Source organism: Pseudomonas sp. NFPP12 (assembly GCF_900103205.1).
GTDB lineage: Bacteria > Pseudomonadota > Gammaproteobacteria > Pseudomonadales > Pseudomonadaceae > Aquipseudomonas > Aquipseudomonas protegens.
On record NZ_FMWW01000007.1, the window covers coordinates 90,471 to 112,660 of the forward strand.

The window sequence follows — 22,190 nt, forward strand, 5'->3', positions numbered from 1 at the left end:
GAGACGGCCGTTGTCATTCTGGGCCGCCGATCCCCTACCGTTTCCTGTAGCCGCTGCCGCAGGCTGCGATCGACTGCGAAGCAGGCGCAAACCTGACACCGCGGCGCATCAGGCACGTCTGCGTCGCCGGGTGTGCGGGGCGGCGCCCCGGTCGCAGCCTGCGGCAGCGGCTACAAGGTCAGCCGAGAGGACGAAAGTAGCCGGCCAGTTGCTGCAGGTCCTGTTCGTTGAGCAGGCCGGCGTAGTACTTGAGCTGGATCCGCGCCAACAGGTAGGCATGCCGGGCATCCGCCAGGTCGCGGCGGGCGGTGAACAGTTGTTGCTCGGCGTCCAGCACATCCAGGTTGACCCGCTCGCCGCCGTGCACGCTCTTCTGGGTCGCGGTCACCAGGGCCTCGGCGGAGCTGACGGCCATTTCATAGGCCCGGACCTTGGCCGCGGCGCTGGTGTTGAGGTTGAACTGCTTGCGCAGTTCGTTGAGGGTGGTGGCGGTCTTGGCATCCAGTTCGAACTGCGCCTGGGACAGCTGGCTGGCCGCCTGGCGGGTCGAGGCCGATACCGAGCCACCGGCAAACAGCGGCAGGCTGACCTGGATGCCCACGGTATTGGTGTCGTACTTCTGGTTGTAGGAGCTTTCCGAATCGGAACTGGTCTGACGGCTGCTGGCATACAAACTCACCTTGGGCAGGTGCCCGGCGCGCTTGCGCTCCACTTCATACTCCGCCACTCGCAGCGCCTGCTGCTGGGACGCCAGGTCCGGGTTGTTGGCCATGGCCAGGTCACGCCAGCTGTCGAAGCGGTTGGGCAGCAGCGGCTGGATCTGGAACTGCCGGGTCAGCGGGTCCAGTTCGTCGATCTGCAACGGTTCGCCGACTATGGCTTGCAGCTCGCGCAGGGCCGCGTCCTGCTGGTCCTGGGCCTCGATCTCCTGCGCCAGGGCCAGGCTCAGCCGGGCCTGGGTCTCCAGCACATCGGTGCGGGTGCCCTCGCCGCCCTTGAGCAGGCGTTCGTTGAGCTGCAAGCGTTCGGCGTAGGCACGCTTCTGCGCCCGGCTCAGTTCGATGCGCTCCTGGGCCAGCAGCGCCTGGCTGTAGGCACTGAGCAGGCGCACCGCCAGTTCCTGGCTCTTGCCACGAAAGCGTTCGTCGGAAAACAGCGCCTGGGCCGAGCCCTGGCGGTAGCGCGCATAGGCTTCGTAGTCCAGCAGCGGTTGCTGCAGGGTCAGGGTCGAGGCGTAGCTGCGGTAGTCCCGGTCATTGGTGACATCACCGCGAACGGTCTCCTGGGTCACTTCGGACTGGTTGCGCGAATTGTTGTAGCTCCAGGACAGGTTCGGCAGCAGCCCGGCACGGCCGATGGCCCGGTTCTCTTCCCCGGCATCGCGTTCCTTGATCGCTGCCTGGAAGGTCGGGTCATTGCGCAAGGCCAGGTCATAGGCGTCCAGCAACCCCAGGGCCTGGACCGACGGGCTGCCCAACAGGCACAGCAGGGGCAGGTAGTAGCACCAGGCTCGAATCATTCTTCCACCAACGCCATGTGAGTCCGGTCCAGCAGGGGCTTGAACAGGTAGTTGAGCATCGAGCGTTCGCCGGTACGGACGAAGGCTTCCACCGGCATGCCCGGGCGGATCTGCAAGCCCTGCAACTGCTGCATGCCCTGGGCGCTGACCGTGGCCCGCAGGGTGTAGTAAGGCTCCTCGGTGCGCTCATCCACCTGCCGGTCGGCGGACACCAGGGTCACCTCCCCCGGCACCCTGGGCGTGGTGCTCTGGTTGAAGGCCGAGAACATCAGCTCCACTGGCAGCCCCGGGTGCACCTTGTCCACCAGTTGCACCGGCACCCGCGCCTCCACCAGCAACGGCTCGTCCTGGGGCACGATGTCCATCAGCGGCTGGCCCGGCTTGATCACCCCGCCCTCGGTGTACACCTCCAGCCCCACCACCACCCCGGCGGCCGGGGCGCGCACCTGGCTGTTGGCCAGTTCGAACTGGGCGGAGGCCAGGCGATTGCGCAGGTCCTCGGTACGCACCCGGGTATCGGCCAACTGGCTGCGCAGGTCTTTCTGGAAATCCTCGGTGGTCTGGCGGATGCGCAGGCGCAATTCGAGGATCTGCCGCTGCAACTGGCCGATGCGGCCGAAGTCCTCGGCGATCGAGCCGTCGATCTGCGCGTACAGGCGCTCGCTGTCCAGCAGCCGGTTGCGCGGGATATAGCCGTCCCGGGCCAGTTCCCGCAGGCCCTGCAACTGTTCATTCAAGGCGCGGCGCTGCGCCAGCTTGCTGGCCTGGGAATCCCGGGTGCCACGCAACTGCGCCTCGGAGCCGGCGATGGTCTCGGCGATCCCTTGCTGTTCCATGCTCAGGGCCTGGCGCCGGCTGCTGAACAGCTGCCGTTGCAACGACAGGCTGGCGGCCACGTCCGGCTCGCTGGCCAGGGCCTGAAGTTGCGGGTCGAAGACGATATCGCTGGCGCCGTCGCGCTCGGCATTGAGCCGCGCTTCGCTGGCCAGCGAGCCCAGGTACTGGCTGCGCAGGGACTGCATCTGGGTGCGCAGCGGCGTCTCGTTGAGGCGCAGCAGCACCTGCCCGGCGCTGACCCGGTCGCCTTCCTTGACTTCGATCCGCTCGACGATGCCGCCGCTCTGGTGCTGTACGGTCTTGCGATGGCCCGAGACCATGACCTTGCCCGACACCGCCACGCCCTTGTCCAGCGGCGCCAGGGCGGCCCAGCCGATAAACCCGGCAAAACCTCCCAGCACCAGGAGCCAGCCGAGCCGTGAGTACTTCCTGTCGTCCAGGGACAACACATTGCTGGCGGCCGGCCCCGCGACCGGCGCAGCAGGACCTGTGGATAAATTCGCCTTCATGCTTTTTTCCCTTCGCCGCCGGCCACGCCCAGGCGGTAGTTCATGTTCAAGCTGGTCACCGGGCTGCTCGCCGGATTGCTCATCGATACAGCCGGCGGCGGCGCGGCCTTGGCCTTCTGGTTCGCCTCCAGCACCCGCGCCGTAGGACCATAGGCCTGCAACTGGCCGTCGCGCAGGATCATCAACTGGTCGGTCAGGGTCAGCACGTTGGGCTTGTGGGTGATCAGCACCAGGGTTCGCTGCCGCTGCTTGAGCTGGCTGATGGCTTGCAGCAGCGCCTGCTCACCGGCCTCATCGAGGTTGGAATTGGGCTCGTCGAGCACGATCAGCGCCGGCAGGCCATACAGGGCCCGGGCCAAGCCGATGCGCTGGCGCTGCCCGCCGGACAACCCGGCACCGCCCTCGCCCAGGCGCGTGTCATAGCCCTGGGGCAATTGCAGGATCAGTTCGTGCACCCCGGCCATTTGTGCGGCCTGCAGGACCTGATCCGAGTCCAGCTGGGCAAAACGCGCGATGTTCTCGGCGATGCTGCCGGCGAACAGCTGGATGTCCTGGGGCAGGTAACCGATATGCGGTCCCAGTTGCTGCCTGTCCCACTGAGCCAGGTCTGCGCCATCCAGGCGTACCTTTCCCGTCAGGGGCATCCAGGCACCGACCAACAGCCGGGCCAGGGTGGACTTGCCGCAACCGGAAGGGCCGATCACCCCCAGCACCTGGCCGGCCTCCAGGGTGAAACCGAGGTTGCTCAGGGCCGGGCGCCGGCTGCCAGGGGCACAGGCACTCAGCTGTTCGACGCTCAACTTGCCCTTGGGCGTCGGCAGGCTCATGCGCGCCGGCCGTGGCGGGTTGGCCTGCAACAACTCGGACAAACGCTCGTAGGCCAGGCGCGCCGAGCTCCATTGCTTCCATACCGCGATCAACTGGTCGATGGGGCTGAGCACGCGGCCCATTAGGATCGAGCCGGCGATCATCATCCCCGGGGTGATCTGGCCCTGCACCGCCAGCCAGGCGCCCAGGCCCAGCACCAGGGACTGCAGGGCCATGCGCACGCCCTTGGACCAGGCGCTGATGGTGGCGGTCTTTTCGCTGGCCAGGTTCTGCTGGGCGAGAAAGCCCTGGTGGCCGATGAACCAGCGCTCGCGCAGGGCGCCGAGCATGCCCATGGCTTCGATCGCGTCGGCATTGCGCAGGTTGGCGGTGGCCTGCTGGCTGGTGATGATCGACAACTGGCTGGCCTGGGCCAGGGGTGCCTGGCAGATATGCTGGTTGATCCAGGCCAGCGCCACCAGCAGCACCGCGCCGGCCAGGGCCAGCAGGCCGAGCCAGGGGTGAAAGAGAAAGATCACCAGCAGGTAGACCGGAAACCAGGGCGCATCGAAGAACGCGAACAAGGCATTGCCGGTGGCGAACTGGCGCAGCGCGGTCAGGTCGTTCAAAGCCTGGCCGGCGGCCTGGGGGCTGCCCTTGAGCTGGGCTTCGAAAGCGGCGTCATACACCCGCTGGTTCAGGCGCATGTCCATCTGGGTACCGAGGTGGATCACCACCTGGCTACGCACCCACTCCAACGCCCCCATCAGGCCGAACAGGCCGAGGATCATCAGCGTCAGCATCAGCAGGGTCATCTGATTGCCCGAGGCCAGCACCCGGTCGTAGACCTGCAGCATGTAAAGGGCCGGGGCCAGCATCAGCAGGTTGATCACCGCCGAGAACAGGCCGATGTTGAAAAAGCCGCCCTTGTAGGCCGTCAAGGCCGCCAGCGTCTCGGAAGCGGCAAGTGGATTCGGCCTGCTCATCAAGGTGTCCTGTGGAGAGTTTAGGGTTACAGGGCCTTCCGCTCGGGCAGAGCGGAACGACAAGAGGCGCGCCCGGTGCGTTGACAGGCACCACGGCGCTCCCCAGAATTTGCCACCGCCGCCGCCCTGGCCTTCGAAAACTCGGGCGACGGAGGTGAGTCAAGCCAGCGAATGGAGGAGCGATCCTGCATTCGCTTTTTTATGCCTCAGGCCTGCACTCAGGCGGCCAGCGCCCAGTCCTGGGCCACGTCCTGCACACCCACCAGGCCAACATCGGCAGCGGCTGCAGCAGCCGGGTTGACGTGAGCAACGCCAGCAGCGGCCAGGTCGTCGAAGGTGGAGTTCACCGACAGGCTTGGGTCGATCGCCTTGAGCAGGGCATCGATCTCGCCGGCCAGCGCCGAGCTGTCGCCACTCATCAGGCCGTAGACCACCTTGTGCACTTCGCCTGCACGACCTTCTTCCTTCAGGCTGTTGAGGCCCAGGTTGGTGAAACTGACTTCCTGGCTAACCAGGTTGTAGTTGCTGCCCGAACCACCGGCGAGGGTGTCGCCCAGGGAGATAGTGTCCACCGAGCCCCAGAGGGTGTGGCTCGGGTTGCTGAACAGGGTGTAGTGCAGGTTGCCGTCGGCAACGAAGGCCGCGTCACTGGCGGTGCTCTTGATGGCGTACTGGGTGCCGTCGAACGGGCCCGGGTTGAAGCCACCGGTGTTGGTGCCGTCGACCACTTCGCCTGGGCGGTGGTTGACGTCGCCGAAGTAGGCCGACCAGTCAGTCAGGTATTGCGCAACAGTATTACCGCCGTAGGTAGCGCTGTAAGAGATCGAAATGCTCATGCAAAACTCCAATACATTAGGGGGGTCATGTCCGCAGCAGGCCACTGCCTGCTGCGGTTTTGCCCATCAATGGGCAAAAGCGGTCAGAACTGATACTCCACGGTGCCCTGCAAGGTCCGGCCACGGCCGAGGGTGAAGGCCAGGACATCGCCGAGGGGCACCAGGTAGGCGCGGTCGGTAACGTTTTCCATGGCCAGGCGCAGGGTCAGTTCTTCAGTGGCCCGGTAGCTGCCATACAGGTCGTAGACGGTGTAGGGCTTCCAATCGGCCGGGTAGACGCCGGTCTGGCTCACGGTGCCGGTGGCGGAGCCGGCGATCGAATAGCCGGCGCTGTAGCGGGCTCGGGCGCCGATATCCAGCTTGCGGTCGAAAAAGCGCGCGCCCAGGGTCAGGGTGCCGCGGTCCATGGGCATGTGTTCGGCCGAACCGAGGATCGCCGCATTGCAGCGGCTGGCGTTGTTGGCTGCATCATCGGGACGCATGCCGGTGACGATCGCGCCACGCCCACTGCCATTCTTCACCGGCTGGGTCACGCCCCCCAGCCAGGCGACTTTCGTGCAGAAATCGTTGTCGCCGATCATGCGGGTGTAGTTCAGCTGGCCGTAGGCGCGACCGGCGTCATAGTCCAGCTGGTACTCCACGCCCTTGAAGCGGGTGCTGCTGAGGTCGTTGACATAGGCACTGTTGCCGATGCCGGGCGAGCCATAGCCAGGGGGCTGCACACCCATGGCCATATAGATGAAGTCATCGACCCGGGTATCGAAGTACGCCACCTTGATCCCCAGGCGGTCATCGTTGAACCAGAGGTTTTCCTTGAAGACGTTGATCCCCGCTTCCCAGGTGCTGGAACGCTCCGGCTTGAGGAAGGGGTTGGGGAAGGTGCTCTCCGAGCCGCCGCCGTGGGGCCGGCCGGTGATCATGGTTTCGGTCACCGCCGGTGGCCGCCAGCCCTTGCCATAGCTGGCAAACAACTGCAGCCATTCGACGCCCGGCTTGACCGACAGGCCGAAGGTCGGCGAGAAGCGCCCTTCCTCGTTGTCGATGTCATAGGCCACCGGCACCGAAATCTGCTGGGGCGTCTTGCCGATCACGAAGGTGCGGGTGTTGATTCCGGTCTCGCCCCGCAGGCGGTAGCGGTCGTAGCGCAAACCGGCGTTGAGGTTCAACCAGCCGTCGTAGTCGAAATCCAGGCGGGTGAACAGGCTGCCCAGGGCACGATCGCCCTCGGGGGTCATGCTGGCCGCGGGCGAAGCGCTGACCGCCGACCCTTTGGGCACCGGCTGGCTGGAGTCGGGGCGGACCTTGTCATAGAAGAATTCCAGGCCGTAGTTGGCCTTCAGCGTGGCCAGCTCGCCGAGCGCGAAGGTCGAGGTGTTCTGCGCCTGAGCGCCATAGGTGTCGGTCTGGTAGGTGATCGAGTAGCCGGGGCTGCTGCGCCGGGTCAGGGTGCTCTGGTCGTTGCTGTTGTCGACGTAGTAGAGCTTGGCCTTGAAGTCGATCAGCGGGTTGTCCGGGGTGTAGCTGTAGTCGAGGCCGAAGTTCTGCGAGCGCACATCGCTGCTGCCGAGCTTTTCCCAGAGCTGTTGCTGGTTCTCGACGTTCATCATGTTGGCGTCGTCGTAGGACACCTGGGTGGTCAGGTAGCTCAGTTGCAGGCGCTGGTCCTGGGGCAGGTTGAGCCCCAGCTTGGCCAGGCGCGAACGCATCACGGAAGCGGAATAGGCCACCTTGGAATTCTTCACCCGGTCATTGATCGACGGGTCCATCCAACTGCCGGTACGCAGCTCGCCAATGCCGCCCTTGGTCCCCGGGTTGTAGTCCCCCAGGTGCCGTTCACTGGCGGCCAGCAGCATGTCCCAGACCTCGGTGCCGATGGCGAAGGCGGTGCTGCCGATGAAATGGGTGCCGTTGCTGCGGCCACCCAGGCCGCTGGTCACGCGGATCCGGCCACCGATTTCCTGGCCGGGCTTGAGCAGGTCACGGGCTTCGACGGTGCGAAAATTGGCGACCCCGCCAATCACCCCGGCGCCGCCCATGGTCGAAGTAGCGCCCTTCTCCACCACCACCTCGGAGAGCAGCTCGGGGTCGACGTAGAGGGTGCCGTTGCGCTGCTGGTGGCCGCTCTGCTGGTAGTTCTGGCGCATGCCGTCCACCGACATGTTGACCCGGCCATAGTCCTGGAGGCCGCGGATATTCACGGACAGGCCCGGGTCCTGCTGGCTGACTGCCGAATACACACCGGAGGTTTCCTCCAGCATGTCGGCCGCGTGCCGGGGCGGGTTGCGATCGAGCTGCTCGCGGCCGACCACGCTCACCGAACGCGGCGCGTTATACACCCAGTCGCTCTGGCGGCCTTCGAGGTTGCCGGAGATGGTGGTGGGCGCCAGGGCCAGGGCGCCGTCACGGCCGGTTTCCACCCGGTTCAGGGTCACTTGGCGCTCGCCGGTGAAGCGGTACTGCACCGGCGCATTGCCCAGCAGCCGCGCCAGGCCCTCCTCGGCACTGTAGCGGCCCTTGAGCGACGAGCTGTGCAAGCCATGCAGGCGCAGGCTGTCGAACAGCACTTGCACCCCGGCCTGCTCGGCAAACACCAGCACTGCACTGCCGAGGGCCTGGGCGGGGATATCGAAATCCATCTCGCGTTGCTGCTGGGCGCTCTGTGGGGCTGCACCCACAGGCTCCGCCGCGTGCAGCAAACCGCCTCCTGCCAACAGCCCTGCGACGCCCAAGTGAATGGCCAGGGCCAAACGACTTGCTGCGTGAATTCCAGTGCGACTGCCTACCCTCATGTCCCTTGTTCCTGCGCTGGCTATTTTTGTTTATGCGAATGCATCTCAATTAGCTAGACGTGCCAGGCAGGAAAACTCAGTAAGGTTTTTTTGAATTATTTTGCACAAGGGTGGAAAAAGGCCCGCAGGCCTCAGTAAATCAGGCTGACTCCGGCCAGGTCGAAACGCTGCACCTGCAGTTCCTGGGTCAGGGTAACCAGGGCTGCATCGAGCATGTCCAGGCGGAAGACACCGCTGACCTGACGCTGGGCCAGGGCACTGTTGGTCAGCACCACCCGCCCGGGCCGATAGCGATTGAGGCGCTCCACCACCAGGCCCAGGGGCTGGCGGTCGAACACCAGGACGCCGCGCCGCCAACTGGTAGCCCGCTGCAGGTCGAGCCCATCAAGCGCCACCACCCCCGACTGCGGGTCATAGCGCACGCTCTGCCCCTCTTGCAGCACCCGCTCGGAGGCCCCGCGTTGCGCCGGGGCATCCAGGCTCACCGCGACACTGTGCTGCAACACGCCGACCCAGGCTTGTTGAGCACTCTCGCGCCCGACCACGAAACGGGTGCCCAGGGCGCGGGTCTGGCCGCCGGCGCTCTGCACGATAAAAGGTCGTTTTTCCTCGCCGGCCATGGGCGCCACGTCAAACACCGCGGAGCCGGCCAGCAATTGAACCTGGCGCTTGTCGCCGCTGTAGTCCAGGCGAATGGCGCTGCCCGAATCCAGCTCCACCTGGCTGCCATCGGCCAGTTGTACGGTGCGCACCTCGCCCTTGCCGGTAAGGTAGTCAGCCTGCAGGTACAGCAGCGCCTGCGGCCCTTGCAGCCAGCCCAGGGCCACCACCAGTACCAGCATCGCCGCGCTGGCGGCCCGCACCAGCCGGCGTCGACGGCGCGGGCGCGGTATTGTCGCCGCAGGCCGCGCCGCCTGGCGCCGTGGTGGGGCAGTGGCCGCCAGTTCGGGGTCCAGGCGCAACTCGCCCAGGGCCTCCCAGGTCTGCCGGGCAAACACCAGAGCCTGGGGATGACGCGGGTCGGCGGCCTGCCATTGGGCAAGCTGCGCCTGCTCGGTGGCGCTCAGGCCTCCCGCGTGCAAACGCACCGCCCAGTCGGCGGCGGCCTCGGTGATACTGCGCTCTTGCGGACCCTGGCTATTCACGTGTGAATCTCGATTTCTCGTTATATATAAGCAGTGACGTCTGACCCCGACTTTTACCGTAACTCACTCGTCGACCGGCCGACCGTCGGTAGCCTGCAAACGCTGCATCACATAGGCCAGCGCCCGGGACAAGTGCTTTTGCACCGAGCTGTCGGAAATATTCAGGTGCCGGGCCACCTCGGCGTGGGTCATGCCTTCGATACGGTTGAGGCGAAAGATTTCCTGGGTCCGCGGGGGCAGTTCCATGATCGCCTGTTTCAGTGCCTTGCGCTGTTGCTGCGCCATCGCCTGAGCCTCCAGCCCGGCCGCCTCATCCTCGATGTCGGCCAGCACCTCATGGGGCACGGTCTCGGTCTTGCGCCGCGCCTCCTGACGTACATGGTCGATCAGCAGATTGTTCGCCGTGCGGTAGAGATAGCCCTGGGAGTTGTCGATACGCTCGCCGCGCGTGTGCTCGGCCAGCCGCAGGAAACTCTCCTGCACCAGATCAGCGGCCAACTGCGGGTCCCGTATCTTGCGCGCCAGGTACCCACGCAAGGCAGCGGCATGCTTGAGAAACAGTCCCTTGAGATCCACGTCCGACAAACCGACTCCCTGGAACATGAAGGAAATTGCCGGGCATCTTACGGTCAGTCGAGAATGATTTTCAATTGATATAAGCACTCATTGGCGGCAGCCTTGCACCTGCGAGCCCTACGCTGCCGTTCGATTACCGAACACTTAATCCGCCCGCCCCCCGTTGCGCATCTACCGCCAATTGACCAAATTAACCAGTTAGTACAATTTACCTTTCAACGCCTCGTACGCTCTCCCGAGGCCGACAATAACAACGGAGATTTACCCCATGCGTCCTATCGTTCTGGTGCTCAACGGCCCGAACCTGAACCTGCTCGGCACCCGCGAGCCGGCCACTTACGGCCACGAAACCCTGGCTGACATTTCCGCCCTGTGCGGCCGCGCCGCCGAGGAGTTCGGCCTCGCCGTGGAGTTTCGCCAGACCAACCACGAAGGCGAGTTGCTCGACTGGATCCACGGGGCGCGTGGTCGCTGCGCCGGCATCCTGATCAACCCGGCCGCCTGGACCCACACCTCGGTGGCAATCCGTGACGCCCTGGTGGCCAGCGAGCTGCCGGTGATCGAAGTGCACCTGTCCAACGTCCACGCGCGCGAACCGTTTCGCCATCACTCCTTCGTTTCCGCCATCGCACAGGCGGTGATGTGCGGCTTTGGCAGCCATGGCTATCGCCTGGCGCTGGAACACTTCAGCCAGCGGTTCAAGGAGCAAGGCGCATGAGCCGGCAAGCCAGTGTTCTGGCCGGGCTGATTGGCGCCGGCATCCAGGCCTCCCGCACCCCGGCCCTGCACGAACAAGAGGGCGATGCCCAGCATTTGCGCTACCTGTACCGGTTGATCGATCTGGATCAACTGGGCCTGGACAGCAGCGCCCTGCCTGAACTGTTGCGCGCCGCCGAGCAGATGAGCTTCACCGGCCTGAACATCACCTTTCCCTGCAAGCAGAGCATCCTGCCGCTGCTCGACGAACTGTCCCCGGAAGCCCGGGGCATCGGTGCGGTGAACACCGTGGTGCTCAAGGATGGCAAACGAGTCGGCCACAACACCGACTGCCTGGGTTTTGCCGAGGGCTTTCGCCGCGGCCTGCCGGACGTGGCAAGGCGCCAGGTGGTGCAGATGGGCGCCGGCGGTGCCGGGGCCGCAGTGGCTCACGCCCTGCTGAGTGAAGGCGTGGAGCAACTGAACATTTTTGACGTGGAGCCGCAGCGGGCGCAAAGCCTGGCGGACAACCTCAACCAGCATTTCGGCAGCGCCCGGGCCCGGGCAGGCGGTGATCTGTCGAGTGCCCTGCACAGCGCCGACGGGCTGGTGAACACCACGCCCATGGGCATGGCCAAGCTGCCGGGCATGCCGGTGCCGGTGGAACTGCTGCGAGCGCAGTTGTGGGTTGCCGAGATCGTCTACTTTCCCCTGGAAACCGAACTGCTGCGCAACGCCCGGGCCCTGGGTTGCAGGACCCTGGACGGCGGCACCATGGCGGTGTTCCAGGCGGTCAAGGCGTTCGAGCTGTTCAGCGGCCAGCGCGCGGACCCGCAGCGCATGCTGGCGCACTTTCACAGCATGAACGGCTGAGACAGGCTTCGGTAGCAGCTGCTGCCTTCAGGGCGCTGGCGAGCCTGCGGCAGCGGCTACAGCCTGCTTAGTCGGATTTGAGCTGCAGGCGCGAGAGCAGGCCGATCAGCAGCACATTGAAGAGAATCATCAGCAGGCTGCCGAGGATGCCCACCAGGCTGATCACCGACGACGGCAACCAGTCGAACATGCTGAACCCGGTGAGGGACAGCAGGCGCTCGCCGAACCAGAACGTGTCGACCACGATCATCAGGATCAGGATTATTTTCAGGGTTGGAACGGGGTTGCCCATGGTGCCTTCCTTGTCGTGGTGCAGGTTGCAGAAGCCTTGGTGGCGATGGCGATCTTACGGGCGCTTTCGCTGGCAAGCCAGCGCCTACAAAGAGTGGGATCAGGCCTGCAGGTAGCGCAGCACCGACTCGCAGATCATCTCCCGGTGGCGTTGCGTGATGCCTTCATCCGGCAGGTCGATCTGGAAGATCTCGCCAAAGGTGTGGCGGTTCGAGACCCGGTAGAAACAGAACGAGCTGATCAGCAAATGCACGTCCAGCGGATCCAGGCCGCCGCGGAACACGCCTTCGCGCGCGCCGCGCTCGAGGATCTCGCCCAGGGCATGGAGAATGGTGTTGTTCATGGCCTTGATCACGCCGGACTGCTTCACGTACTCGGCCTTGTGGATGTTCTCGATGCTGACGATACGCACGAAATCGACGTTGCGGTCGTGGTGATCGAAGGTGAACTCCACCAGCCGGCGAATCGCTTCCTGCGGCGCCAGCTCTGCCAGGTGCAGGCGGCTCTCGGTGCTGCGGATATCGCCGTAGAGCTTCTCCAGCACCTCGACGTACAGCTGCTCCTTGCTGCCGAAGTAGTAATAGATCATGCGCTTGGAGGTATGGATGCGTTCGGCGATCGCATCCACTCGCGCGCCGGACAAGCCCTGCTGGACGAACTCGACAATGGCTTCTTGAAGGATGTTCTCGCGGGTCTTTTCCGGGTTGTTCTTGCGACTCTTGCGCGGTTCGAGAGCAGGCTCATCGGGCGCAATCGAGCGTTCACTGGTCATTGTCATTCTGGGCTCACGGCCATCACTGCACACGCGGGCGATTATGGGCCGCGTCACCCTGCGAAAGAAAGCGCGACGGCGGCCGTTACCGCCGTCGTTAACAATCTTCTACAACTTGGCCTGGCGCACGGCACCGCTGCGTGATTTGGCCATGGCCGCCAGGCGCACCGCGACGTTGGCCGCACCGTAGCCGGCATAGCCGTTCTTGCGCTGGATGATCTCGAAGAAGAAGCGCCCTTCGAAAGGCTCGGTGTAGACGTGAAACAGCTCGCCGCCCTGGGCATCGCGGTCGTAGAGGACGTTGTAGTAGGCCAGTTCGCTGAGAAATTCGTCGTCGAAATCAAAGCGTGCCGCCAGGTCGTCGTAGTAGTTGAGCGGGATGTCCAGCAGCGGCACTCCAGCCTCCTTGGCCCGGCTGACTTCGGCAAAGATATCGTCGCAATCGAAAGCGATGTGGTGCACTCCGGAACCGCGATAGCTGGACAAAGCATGGGAGATCGCCGTGTTGCGGTTTTCCGAGATGTTCAGCGGCAGGCGGATCGAGCTGCAACGGCTGCGCAGGGCGCGGCTTTTCACCAGGCCGTAGGGGTCGGGCAGCACCACTTCGTCGTCGGCCTCGAAGTCCAGCAGGCTCTTGTAGAACAGCACCCAGCTGTCCAGGCTGTCCGCCGGCAGGGCCATGGCCATGTGGTCGATGCGCTTGAGGCCACCCTTGGCCACCACGCCGCTGTGCATATTGAAATCGGTGTCGTACAGGTGCTGGCCGCCCTGCTGCTGATCCACCAGGTAGATCAGGCTGCCATCGGGCTCGCGCACCGCCGCCAGCTCCAGCTCATTGGGGCCCACCAGGCCGCGATAGGGCTGGCCCTTGTAGGCCACCGCCCGCTCCAGGGCCTTGGCGCTGTCCTTGACCCGGATTGCCGTGGCACACACCGAAGGGCCGTGGGCCTCGAAGAAACTGTGGGCGAAGGAATAGGGCTCGGAGTTGAGGATCAGGTTGATATCCCCTTGGCGCATCAGGCTGACGCTCTTGGAGCGATGCTGCCCGGCCCTGGCGAAACCCAGGCGCTCCAGCCAGCCGCCGAGCTTGGCGCCCAGGGCCTCGTCCACGGCGAACTCGAGAAACTCGGTGCCGCCATAGGCCTGCACCGCAGGCGGCGCGAACAGGGTGTCGATGTTCGCCACCGGCTGGCCTTCCTGCAGCAGGCGCTCGCGGGTCTTCTCTTCCAGGTACAGCAGCGAGCGCAAGCCATCGGCGGCGTTGGCCCGCGGCGGCGCGGCGCGAAAGCCGTCGTTGAAGATCTCCAGGGACAGCGGCCCGGTGTAGCCGCTCTTGATGATCGGCGCCAGAAAGCCCGGCAGGTCGAATTCGCCCTGGCCGGGGAAGCAGCGGAAATGCCGGCTCCACTCCAGCACATCCATGGCCAGGATCGGCGCATCGGCCATCTGCACGAAGAAGATCTTGTCCCCCGGAATCTCGGCAATCGCCGCCGGGTCGCCCTTGAGCGACAGGGTGTGGAAGCTGTCCAGCAACACCCCGAGGCTTGGGTGATCGGCGCTGCGCACGATGTCCCAGACCTGTTGATAAGTATTCACGTGACGGCCCCAGGCCAGGGCTTCGTAGCCGATGCGCAGGCCCCGGGCAGCGGCCCGCTCGGCCAGCAGGTGCAGGTCGTCGATGAGGATCTGCCGGTCCCCCAGGCTGTCCGCCGAGGCGTTGCTGCACACCAGCACCAGGTCGGTGCCCAGCTCCTGCATCAGGTCGAACTTGCGCTCGGCGCGCTCCAGGTTGCGCGGCAGACGGTCGCGACGACAGCCCTCGAAATCCCGGAATGGCTGGAACAGGGTGATGGCAATGCCCAGGTCGGCGCACATCTGCTTGATTTCCCGAGGGCTGCCGTCGTAGTAGAGCAGGTCGTTCTCGAAGATCTCCACGCCGTCGAACCCGGCGGCGGCGATGGCTTCGAGTTTCTCCGGCAGGGTACCGCTCAGGGACACGGTGGCAATGGAACGCTGCATGATTCGACTCCCGGGTAAGGACGGCCAGTCGGGCACAGGGGGACCGCGGCTTTTTATTGGATGTTGCGGATTATTCCACAGGCCTTGTTAAAGTGTACGAACCAGTTAGTTTTGTGTTCGATTATCGAACAAAATACAGATTGGCGAATTGACGATTTTTCAGCCACTGCGCACCATCGATAGCACGTTGAGCCGGCCCCAAACCCCCGGCTTCAATCACCCAGACCCAGAACACACCATAAAAATTTCAAAAATCGGGTACACCCTCATGCTTGCACTCAACGCCCTTCACTGCTGCACATCCCTTTGGCTGATACCGCCAACGGCCTCAACCGGCACCCTGGAATACGCCGCGCTACAGCCCTGAGCTGCAGCCGACCCGATGGCGTTCGCCTGCCCGGCATCTGCCGCAGCGACGCGCCGCCCCAGCCGATCAACCCGCAGGTTCCCGGGCTGCCATGCCCCCGCCGACGGTTGGTCACGCGCCCTTGAGTTCCGACGAGCCCCGGCTCGCCAGTCACTGAACGGATGGCCCACATGACTCCTTCCCAAAGCTCTCGCATCGCCCCGAGCCTCAGCGTTGCCGGCGGCATCGGCGACAAGATCCGCGGCGCCATGGCGGTCGGCAAGACCCGCTGGGGCATGCTCGCCCTGGTGTTCTTCGCCACCACCCTGAACTACATAGATCGCGCCGCACTGGGCGTGATGCAGCCGATCCTGGCCAAGGAAATGAACTGGACGGCGATGGACTACGCCAACATCAACTTCTGGTTCCAGGTCGGCTACGCCGTGGGCTTCGTGCTCCAGGGCCGCCTGATCGACCGGGTTGGGGTGAAGCGGGTGTTCTTCTTCGCCGTGCTGTTGTGGAGCCTGGCCACCGGCGCCCACGGCCTGGCCACCTCGGCGGCGGGCTTCATGGTCTGCCGGTTCATTCTCGGGCTCACCGAAGCCGCCAACTACCCGGCCTGCGTGAAGACCACGCGGCTGTGGTTCCCGGCCGGCGAACGGGCCGTGGCCACCGGGATCTTCAACGCCGGGACCAACGTCGGCGCAATGTTCACGCCCATGCTGCTGCCGCTGATCCTCCACGCCTGGGGCTGGCAGGCCGCGTTCCTGTGCATGGCCGCGCTGGGTGGCATCTGGCTGCTGTTCTGGGGCCTGAAGTACTTCAACCCTGAAGATCATCCAAGCGTCAAAGCCTCCGAGCTGGCCTACATCCAGCAACAGGTGGAGCCGGAAGAAACCCGCGTGCCCTTCAGCCGCATCCTGCGCATGCGCGGCACCTGGGCCTTCGCCCTGGCCTACGCGATGACAGCGCCGGTGTTCTGGTTCTACCTGTACTGGCTGCCGCCGTTCCTCAACCAGCAGTACAACCTGGGCATCAACGTGACCCAGATGGGCATCCCGCTGATCATCATCTACCTGACCGCCGACTTCGGCAGCGTCGGCGGCGGCATCCTCTCTTCGTTCCTGATCGGGCGCGGCATGAACCCGATCAAGGCGCGGCTGCTGTCGATGTTCCTGTTCGCCTGCTGCATCATCGGCGTGATCATGGCCGCCGGCACCGCCAACCTGTGGCTGGCCGTGTTCGCCATCTCCCTGGGGATCGGCGCGCACCAGGCCTGGACCGCCAACATCTGGAGCCTGGTGATGGACTACACGCCCAAGCACATGATGAGCACGGTGTTCGGCTTCGGCGGCATGTGCGCGGCCATCGGCGGCATGTTCATGACCCAGATCGTCGGCCACATCCTGACCGTGACCAACAACAACTACACCCTGCTGTTCACCCTGATCCCGGCGATGTACTTCATTGCCCTGACCTGGATGTACTTCATGGCCCCGCGCAAGATTCCCCGCGTAGAAGACTGATGCTCCTTTCACGCAGGCCCACTCCGGGCCTGCGTTTTTTTATCTGCTCGCCCTCCCCCCCTTTTGTTTTTCCAGACTCGGAGATCGTCCCATGACGCTCGGTAACCTGAGCATCGCCCAACGCGCCGTGATCAGCTTCGGCGTGATTGCCCTGCTGGTCCTGCTGCAGGGGCTGTTCGCCCTCAAGCAAGTGGCCGAAGTCCGCGCCACCGGCCAACACACCGAGAACATTTCCCTGCCCAGCACCCGCTACCTGGGAGAAGTGCGCGACTACGTGTTGAGCATCCGCGTGCTGAGCCTGCGCATGGCCCTCAACCGTGAACCGCAAGTGCTGGAAAGCACCATTGCCCGCCTGCATCAGGTACAAGCCTGGCTCGACCAGGCCCTGGCCAGGTTCGCGCCGCTGGTGGGCGATCACAATCGGGGGCCATACGAAGCATTCCTCGCCACGGTCAAGAGCTACCAACAGGCCCTGGCCCAGTACGAAGCCCTGTCCCGGGACAATCGCAGCAGCGAGATGACGGCTCTGCTCAACGGCAAGATCCAGGATTACTCGACCCAGACCGGCGACCAGTTCGCCGAGCTGATGAACCTGACGGCCGAGGAAGTCAGCCAGTCGGCCCAGCATGCAGACGTGCTTTACACCCAAGTAAAAATCACGGTGATCGGCGCCCTGATCGCCGTCGCCCTGCTGACCCTGTGCCTGGCCTGGCTGTTGATTCGCAGCATCGTCGTGCCCATCCGCCAGGCTGTGAGCGTGGCCGAGCAAGTGGCCGCCGGCGATCTCGGCCACCCCATCCACTGCGAGGGCAGCGATGAAACCGCGCGCCTGCTCAAGGCCCTGGCCAGGATGCAGGCCAGCCTGCGTGAAACCCTGCAACTGATCAGCAGCACCTCGACCCAACTGGCCGCCGCCGCGCAACAGATGAGCCAGAGCACCCATCAGGACTCCAGCCGGCTGCAGCAGCAACACAACGAAATCGAGCAAGCAGCCACGGCCGTCAACGAGATGACCGCGGCCGTCGAGGAAGTGGCACGCAACGCAGTGTCCACCTCCGATACCACCCGCCAGTCCACCGCCCAGGCCACCCAGGGACAAGCCCGGGTGACCCAGACCCTGGACTCGATCCAGGCCATGAGCAGCGATGTCGGCATTGCCCTGCAGCAAGTGCAGACCCTGGCCGAGCAGTCACGGGAAATCGGCAAGGTGCTGGACGTGATCCGCGCCATTGCCGAACAGACCAACCTGCTGGCCCTGAACGCCGCCATCGAGGCCGCGCGGGCTGGGGAAGCCGGCCGTGGTTTTGCCGTAGTGGCAGACGAAGTGCGGGCCCTGGCCCATCGCACCCAGCAGTCGACCCAGGAAATCGAACAGATGATCGGCCGGGTCCAGGGCGACACCGACAGCGTGGTGCAGTCCATGCACGGCAACAGTCAGCGAGTGGCCCAGACCCTGTCCATCGCCGAGCAGGCCGGGCTGGCCCTGGGGGAAATCACCCGGGCCATGGAACAGATCCACGAGCGCAACCTGGTGATCGCCAGTGCCTCGGAAGAACAGGCCCAGGTGGCCCGTGAAGTGGACCGCAACCTGCTGAACATCCGCGACCTGTCCCTGGAAAGCGCCGACGCCGCCACCCGCACCAACGCCACCAGCCAGGAGCTGTCGCACCTGGCGGCCGGCCTGCAGAACCTGGTGGTGCGCTTGCGTTTCTGAACCGTCTCAGCGGCGGCGTTGCTGCCAGGCCGCCGCCAGCCCGCTGAGGCAGATCACGATGATGCCCACCTGGGTGATCAACGACGGCGCGTGGCCGAACAGCAACCAGCCCAGCAACCCGGCAAAGACAATCTGGCAATAGCCGAAGGGCGCCAGCAGCGCCGGCGCCGCATGACGAAAGGCCTGGGTCAGGAACAGGTGGGCACTCATGCCGCAGGCGCCCAATGCCAGCATCAGCAAACCATGGAGGAACCCGGGGGTCTGCCAGAAGAACGGCACCAGCGCCGTCATCACCAGGGTGTTGCACAGCCCGGCAAAGAAGTTGCTGGTGGTGGGGCTGTCATGCTCGGCCAGCTTGCGTGTGAGCAGTTGATAGAAACAGAAGAACAGCGCCGAACAGAACGGCAGCAACACCGCCGGCGTGAACAGCTCGCCGCCCGGATGCACGATGATCAGCACCCCGACGAAACCGCAGATCACCGCCAGCCACTGGCCCCGGGTCACCTGCTCGCCAAGCAAAGGCACCGACAACGCGGTGACCAGCACCGGGGCGAGAAAGTTGACCGCCGTGGCCTCGGCCAGGGGAATGAACAGCAGCGCCGAAGTGAACAGCAAACTGGTGCTCAACAGGCACAAGGCCCGCAGCAGTTGCAGCAGCGGTCGCTTGCTACGTAGTACCCGCAGGCCGGATTGCGGCAGGAAGATCCCGGCCATCAGCAGGGTGTGGATCAGGTAACGGGCCCAGACCACCATGATCACCGGAAAGAATCCCGAGAGGTATTTGGACAGGGCATCGTGGCTGGCGAACAGAAAGGTCGCCAGGACGATCAGCACAATGCCCTTGAAAGGGTGGTTGATCCCGGAAAGGGGCGTGCTGCGGGTCATGGGCTTTCCTTGGGGCAAGTGTAGAAACGGCTTCGCCGGCCAGCCGGCCCCTACCGGATGTTGGCAGGAGCCGGCAGGCCGGCGAAAGGCCTGCGCGGCTTCAAATCCGAGCCAGCAACTCCCGGGTTCTGTCCAGGGCCATCTGTGCTCGCTGCAAGGCACTCACGCCCTGCTCCAGCAATTGCACCGTAGGAATCTCCAGGCTCAGGGGCAGGTTTTCCGGCAGGCACTTGAGCAGCCCCGCCAGATCGCAATCGCCCTCCCCCGGGAAACGCCGCTCGTTACGGGCCTGGCGCAAGATTTCCTGCATATCGTCCGGCCGCGGCCCGGCCACGTCGCACAACTGGGCATACCGCAACCGGGCCGGAGCCACCTTGGCCAGGTCCTCCAGGCGCGATCCCGAGCGGTCGAAGTGAAAGGCGTCCACCAGCACGCAGCCGTTGCTGCGAGCGGCGTTCTCCACCACGCGCACGGCTTGCTCCAGGTTGCGCGCATCGGTCCAGGGCATGAACTCCAGATGGGGGTGCAAGCCATACTGCGCCGCCAGATCACACAAGGCGGCAAAGTTGTCGGTCATGCGGGCTTCATCCGGGTCATTGCCCGCCACCAGCAACTCGCTGGCGGCAAACTCGGCGCCCACTGCCAGCACGCCCTCGAAGTCCTTGATCCGGGTCTGCGGCTTGAGCCGCAGGATTTCCACATCCAGCACCCGCACTCCGGTATCACGCAACCGGGCCAGGGTCTGGCGGCGTAGATCGGCATCCGCCACCAAGGGAAAATGATGCTCTTGCGGCGTCGCCGGCACCAGCCGCAGGCCAACGTGGCTGTAGCCGGCCTGGGCCGCCACCTCGACCATCTGCGGCGGGGAAAGCTCCAGCACGGTCAGGCTGGCCAGGGAGAAAATCCGCTCACTCATGCGTTCTTCACTCAATCAGGGTTGGGGTGCAGGCACGGCCGGTGGCGGCGGCCTCTCGAATCGCTTCAATCAGCGCCAGGGTGCGCGCGGCATCGGCGGCACTGACCAGAGGCTCGACTTCCCCCCGGGCCACTTGGACAAAGTGCTGCAACTGCAGGCGCAGGGCTTCGCCCGGGTCAAAGGCCTCTTGCTCCATCAGCAGAGGCTCATGCCAACCGGCCCCGGCTTCGGCGTAGTGCCAGCGCTTGAGTTGGGGAATGCTCAAGGCGCCTGCGGTCCCGGCCAGCAAGTAACAGGGCTGGTCTGGCTGGCGCGGGTACACCGGGTTTTCCCCGGAATCCAGCTCCCAGCTCCAGGGCGCGGCCGCGGCGTCGGAACCGGTCAGGCTGCCCAGGGCGCCGTTGTCGAATTGCAGCAGCACCGCTGCGCAATCCTCGTTGGCGTAGCCGCGCACGCTGTTGCTGGTGATGGCCTGGACCTGGCGCACCTCGCCGCACAGGTGGCGCAACAGGTCCAGGTCGTGGATCAGGTTGGTCAGCAACATGCCGGCCCCGGCCTCGCGGCGCCAGGGAATGTCGAAATAGCGCTCGGGCTTCTGCAATTGCCAGAGTGCGGTGACGTTGGTCAGGCGCCCCAGGGCGCCGCTACGCAGCAGTTCATGGGCGCGGGCGATCAATGGGTTGTGCCGTCGATGATGCCCCACCAGCACCGGGACCCCAGTGGTCCGCGTGGCCGCTACCAATTCGCGCACTTCATCCAGATGCACGCCCACCGGTTTTTCCAGCAGCACCGGCACGCCTGCGGCGAGGCAATCCTGGGCGGTGCTGACATGGAGGTTGTTAGGGTTGGCAACGATCACCGCATCCGGGCGGACTTCCCGGAGCAAGGTCTGGTGATCGGCAAAGTGCGGCACCTGCCATTGTGCGGCGACAGCCGCCGCCTGGGGGCCGGGATCGGCCACCGCGCAGAGGCAGGCCTCGGCCAGAGTCTTGAGGTGCTGATAGTGCTGCTGCCCCATATTGCCGACGCCGATCAGGGCGATGCGCAGTGGCGTGCTCAATGGAAGATCCTCTTGTGATTGTTATAGGGACACTGAATTTCAAATATTTAGAACTCAGTTCCACTTTCACACAAGAGGGATAAAAAATACCGTCCGATTATCGAACAGCTTTGTGCCGAGTCGAGGTCTACGTAGCCGCTGCCGCAGGCTGCGAACGGCTGTGCAACAGACGCGGCGGTATTAAGGCCATCACTCGCCCGACAGCAGATCGCCAAGCAAGGCCCTGCGGCGTTACCTCAATTGAACAACTCGGACGCCTGGCTGGCGGCCGACAGTTCCTCGGCAAACTGCAACAGCAGTGGCGCCAGTTCGTGCAGCCGCGCCAGAGGCAGGCGTGCGCTGGGCCCGGCAACGCTGAGCACGCCCACGACCCGGCCATCAATGGGATGGCGCACCACCGCGGCGATCGCCGAGGTGCCCACGGCGGAGCTTTCTTCGACCCAGGCATAGCCCTGCTCCCGGGCCAGGCGCAGACGCTCCAGCAGTTCGATGTTCGAGCGCGGAGCGTTGGGCCCCAGGTCCGTCGGGGGCTCGGCCACCTGGCGCTCCACCAGGGACAGGGCCTCGGCATCACTCAGGGTGGCCAGCCAGGCATGCCCGGAGGCGGTATAGAACAACGGTGCCTCACGGCCCATGTCCGGGTCGTAGCGCAAGCCGGAACGGGCGCCCTGGGACTTGGCGATCCAAGTCTGGCGCTCGCCTTCGATCACGCCCAGGCGCACCAGCTCGCCGGATTCGACCGCCAGGCGGTCCAGTACTGGCTGAACGATATCGGCGCCGCTGGCGGACAGGTAGCGAAAGCCCATGGCTACCAGCCGCGTGGACAGCTGGTAGCGCAGGTTGTCCGGGTTCTGCCGCACATAACCCAGGCGGATCAGCTCCGCCAGCAAGCGGTGGGTGGCGCTTTTGGGAATCTCCAGTTGCTCGGCCAGGGTCTGCAGCGGCAGCCCACGGGGATCAGCGGTAAGACGTTCGAGAACACTGAAGACGCGTTCGATTTGACTGCCAGCCATGGTCGGGTCCCGACAAAATTTGGCCGATTCTAGAGACAAGCGGCCGGTTGGGGAACCGGGCAGCGGTGTTCGATT

Annotated in this window: 18 protein-coding genes; 4 read left to right on the forward strand and 14 right to left on the reverse strand. The window is 64.8% G+C overall.

What is annotated here, in order from left to right; translation table 11 throughout:
• Positions 1–178: 178 nt before the first annotated feature.
• The 7 genes from BLS75_RS28335 to BLS75_RS28365 all read right to left on the reverse strand — a co-directional run bounded on the left by BLS75_RS28335 (position 179) and on the right by BLS75_RS28365 (position 10,013).
• On the reverse strand, positions 179–1,519 hold the full coding sequence (locus BLS75_RS28335) for a TolC family outer membrane protein (RefSeq protein WP_011063597.1): 1,341 nt from the start codon (positions 1,517–1,519) through the stop codon (positions 179–181).
• Positions 1,516–2,865 (reverse strand): HlyD family type I secretion periplasmic adaptor subunit, encoded by a 1,350-nt coding sequence (locus BLS75_RS28340; RefSeq protein WP_011063598.1) that lies wholly within the window; start codon positions 2,863–2,865, stop codon positions 1,516–1,518. The genes BLS75_RS28335 and BLS75_RS28340 overlap by 4 nt, the downstream gene beginning before the upstream one ends.
• Positions 2,862–4,658 (reverse strand): type I secretion system permease/ATPase, encoded by a 1,797-nt coding sequence (locus tag BLS75_RS28345; RefSeq protein ID WP_072452961.1) that lies wholly within the window; start codon positions 4,656–4,658, stop codon positions 2,862–2,864. Before BLS75_RS28345 ends, BLS75_RS28340 begins: the two co-directional genes overlap by 4 nt.
• A gap of 218 nt (positions 4,659–4,876) precedes the next feature.
• Positions 4,877–5,494, reverse strand: a complete 618-nt coding sequence (locus BLS75_RS28350) for a heme acquisition protein HasA (protein ID WP_011063600.1) — start codon at positions 5,492–5,494, stop codon at positions 4,877–4,879.
• 83 nt (positions 5,495–5,577) lie between these two features.
• Positions 5,578–8,283: a TonB-dependent receptor gene (locus tag BLS75_RS28355; RefSeq protein WP_072452960.1), complete on the reverse strand. Its 2,706-nt coding sequence runs from the start codon at positions 8,281–8,283 to the stop codon at positions 5,578–5,580.
• 131 nt (positions 8,284–8,414) lie between these two features.
• Entirely contained in the window at positions 8,415–9,428 is a 1,014-nt protein-coding gene (locus tag BLS75_RS28360; protein WP_072452959.1) for a FecR family protein, read from the reverse strand.
• Positions 9,429–9,491: 63 nt separating this feature from the next.
• The gene (locus BLS75_RS28365) at positions 9,492–10,013 is read right to left on the reverse strand and encodes an RNA polymerase sigma factor (protein WP_011063603.1); all 522 of its coding nucleotides are present in this window, start codon (positions 10,011–10,013) and stop codon (positions 9,492–9,494) included.
• A gap of 259 nt (positions 10,014–10,272) precedes the next feature.
• On the opposite strand from BLS75_RS28365, the gene aroQ reads away from it, so the two are divergent.
• Entirely contained in the window at positions 10,273–10,722 is a 450-nt protein-coding gene (gene aroQ / locus BLS75_RS28370) for a type II 3-dehydroquinate dehydratase (RefSeq protein ID WP_011063604.1), read from the forward strand.
• A complete protein-coding gene (locus BLS75_RS28375; RefSeq protein ID WP_011063605.1) occupies positions 10,719–11,573 on the forward strand; it encodes a shikimate dehydrogenase in 855 nt (284 codons plus the stop codon). Before aroQ ends, BLS75_RS28375 begins: the two co-directional genes overlap by 4 nt.
• A 67-nt stretch (positions 11,574–11,640) precedes the next feature.
• On the opposite strand, the gene BLS75_RS28380 is transcribed toward BLS75_RS28375, so the two are convergent.
• The 3 genes from BLS75_RS28380 to quiC all read right to left on the reverse strand — a co-directional run bounded on the left by BLS75_RS28380 (position 11,641) and on the right by quiC (position 14,655).
• Positions 11,641–11,865, reverse strand: a complete 225-nt coding sequence (locus BLS75_RS28380) for a hypothetical protein (RefSeq protein WP_015637127.1) — start codon at positions 11,863–11,865, stop codon at positions 11,641–11,643.
• 99 nt (positions 11,866–11,964) lie between these two features.
• Positions 11,965–12,642 (reverse strand): TetR/AcrR family transcriptional regulator, encoded by a 678-nt coding sequence (locus BLS75_RS28385; protein ID WP_072452958.1) that lies wholly within the window; start codon positions 12,640–12,642, stop codon positions 11,965–11,967.
• 102 nt (positions 12,643–12,744) lie between these two features.
• Positions 12,745–14,655 carry a 3-dehydroshikimate dehydratase QuiC gene (quiC, locus tag BLS75_RS28390; RefSeq protein ID WP_072452957.1) on the reverse strand — a complete coding sequence of 637 codons (1,911 nt, stop codon included), beginning with the start codon at positions 14,653–14,655 and terminating at the stop codon, positions 12,745–12,747.
• 537 nt (positions 14,656–15,192) lie between these two features.
• Between quiC and BLS75_RS28395 the strand changes: the two genes are divergently transcribed.
• Together BLS75_RS28395 and BLS75_RS28400 are read left to right on the forward strand one after the other, a co-directional pair.
• Positions 15,193–16,527, forward strand: coding sequence for an MFS transporter (locus BLS75_RS28395; protein ID WP_011063608.1), 1,335 nt, complete (start codon positions 15,193–15,195; stop codon positions 16,525–16,527).
• 91 nt (positions 16,528–16,618) lie between these two features.
• A complete protein-coding gene (locus BLS75_RS28400) occupies positions 16,619–18,241 on the forward strand; it encodes a methyl-accepting chemotaxis protein (RefSeq protein ID WP_072452956.1) in 1,623 nt (540 codons plus the stop codon).
• 6 nt (positions 18,242–18,247) lie between these two features.
• Here BLS75_RS28400 and BLS75_RS28405 read toward each other — a convergent pair whose 3' ends face one another.
• The 4 genes from BLS75_RS28405 to BLS75_RS28420 all read right to left on the reverse strand — a co-directional run bounded on the left by BLS75_RS28405 (position 18,248) and on the right by BLS75_RS28420 (position 22,115).
• Positions 18,248–19,126: a DMT family transporter gene (locus BLS75_RS28405; RefSeq protein ID WP_072452955.1), complete on the reverse strand. Its 879-nt coding sequence runs from the start codon at positions 19,124–19,126 to the stop codon at positions 18,248–18,250.
• A gap of 100 nt (positions 19,127–19,226) precedes the next feature.
• Positions 19,227–20,042, reverse strand: a complete 816-nt coding sequence (locus BLS75_RS28410) for a sugar phosphate isomerase/epimerase family protein (RefSeq protein ID WP_072452942.1) — start codon at positions 20,040–20,042, stop codon at positions 19,227–19,229.
• Between the two features lie 7 nt (positions 20,043–20,049).
• The gene (locus tag BLS75_RS28415) at positions 20,050–21,102 is read right to left on the reverse strand and encodes a Gfo/Idh/MocA family protein (RefSeq protein ID WP_072452940.1); all 1,053 of its coding nucleotides are present in this window, start codon (positions 21,100–21,102) and stop codon (positions 20,050–20,052) included.
• Positions 21,103–21,338: 236 nt separating this feature from the next.
• Complete coding sequence (locus BLS75_RS28420) at positions 21,339–22,115, reverse strand: IclR family transcriptional regulator (protein WP_072452938.1); 777 nt, start codon at positions 22,113–22,115, stop codon at positions 21,339–21,341.
• Positions 22,116–22,190: the final 75 nt, after the last annotated feature.

Excerpts from the sequence above, each read along its gene's own strand:
- BLS75_RS28345 (WP_072452961.1), bottom strand. The coding sequence starts at position 4,658 with ATGAGCAGGCCGAATCCACTTGCCGCTTCCGAGACGCTGGCGGCCTTG.
- BLS75_RS28410 (WP_072452942.1), bottom strand. The coding sequence starts at position 20,042 with ATGAGTGAGCGGATTTTCTCCCTGGCCAGCCTGACCGTGCTGGAGCTT.
- BLS75_RS28385 (WP_072452958.1), bottom strand. The coding sequence starts at position 12,642 with ATGACAATGACCAGTGAACGCTCGATTGCGCCCGATGAGCCTGCTCTC.
- BLS75_RS28355 (WP_072452960.1), bottom strand. The coding sequence starts at position 8,283 with ATGAGGGTAGGCAGTCGCACTGGAATTCACGCAGCAAGTCGTTTGGCC.
- aroQ (WP_011063604.1), top strand. The coding sequence starts at position 10,273 with ATGCGTCCTATCGTTCTGGTGCTCAACGGCCCGAACCTGAACCTGCTC.
- BLS75_RS28395 (WP_011063608.1), top strand. The coding sequence starts at position 15,193 with ATGACTCCTTCCCAAAGCTCTCGCATCGCCCCGAGCCTCAGCGTTGCC.
- BLS75_RS28405 (WP_072452955.1), bottom strand. The coding sequence starts at position 19,126 with ATGACCCGCAGCACGCCCCTTTCCGGGATCAACCACCCTTTCAAGGGC.
- BLS75_RS28350 (WP_011063600.1), bottom strand. The coding sequence starts at position 5,494 with ATGAGCATTTCGATCTCTTACAGCGCTACCTACGGCGGTAATACTGTT.
- BLS75_RS28340 (WP_011063598.1), bottom strand. The coding sequence starts at position 2,865 with ATGAAGGCGAATTTATCCACAGGTCCTGCTGCGCCGGTCGCGGGGCCG.
- BLS75_RS28335 (WP_011063597.1), bottom strand. The coding sequence starts at position 1,519 with ATGATTCGAGCCTGGTGCTACTACCTGCCCCTGCTGTGCCTGTTGGGC.
- BLS75_RS28400 (WP_072452956.1), top strand. The coding sequence starts at position 16,619 with ATGACGCTCGGTAACCTGAGCATCGCCCAACGCGCCGTGATCAGCTTC.
- quiC (WP_072452957.1), bottom strand. The coding sequence starts at position 14,655 with ATGCAGCGTTCCATTGCCACCGTGTCCCTGAGCGGTACCCTGCCGGAG.
- BLS75_RS28375 (WP_011063605.1), top strand. The coding sequence starts at position 10,719 with ATGAGCCGGCAAGCCAGTGTTCTGGCCGGGCTGATTGGCGCCGGCATC.
- BLS75_RS28420 (WP_072452938.1), bottom strand. The coding sequence starts at position 22,115 with ATGGCTGGCAGTCAAATCGAACGCGTCTTCAGTGTTCTCGAACGTCTT.
- BLS75_RS28380 (WP_015637127.1), bottom strand. The coding sequence starts at position 11,865 with ATGGGCAACCCCGTTCCAACCCTGAAAATAATCCTGATCCTGATGATC.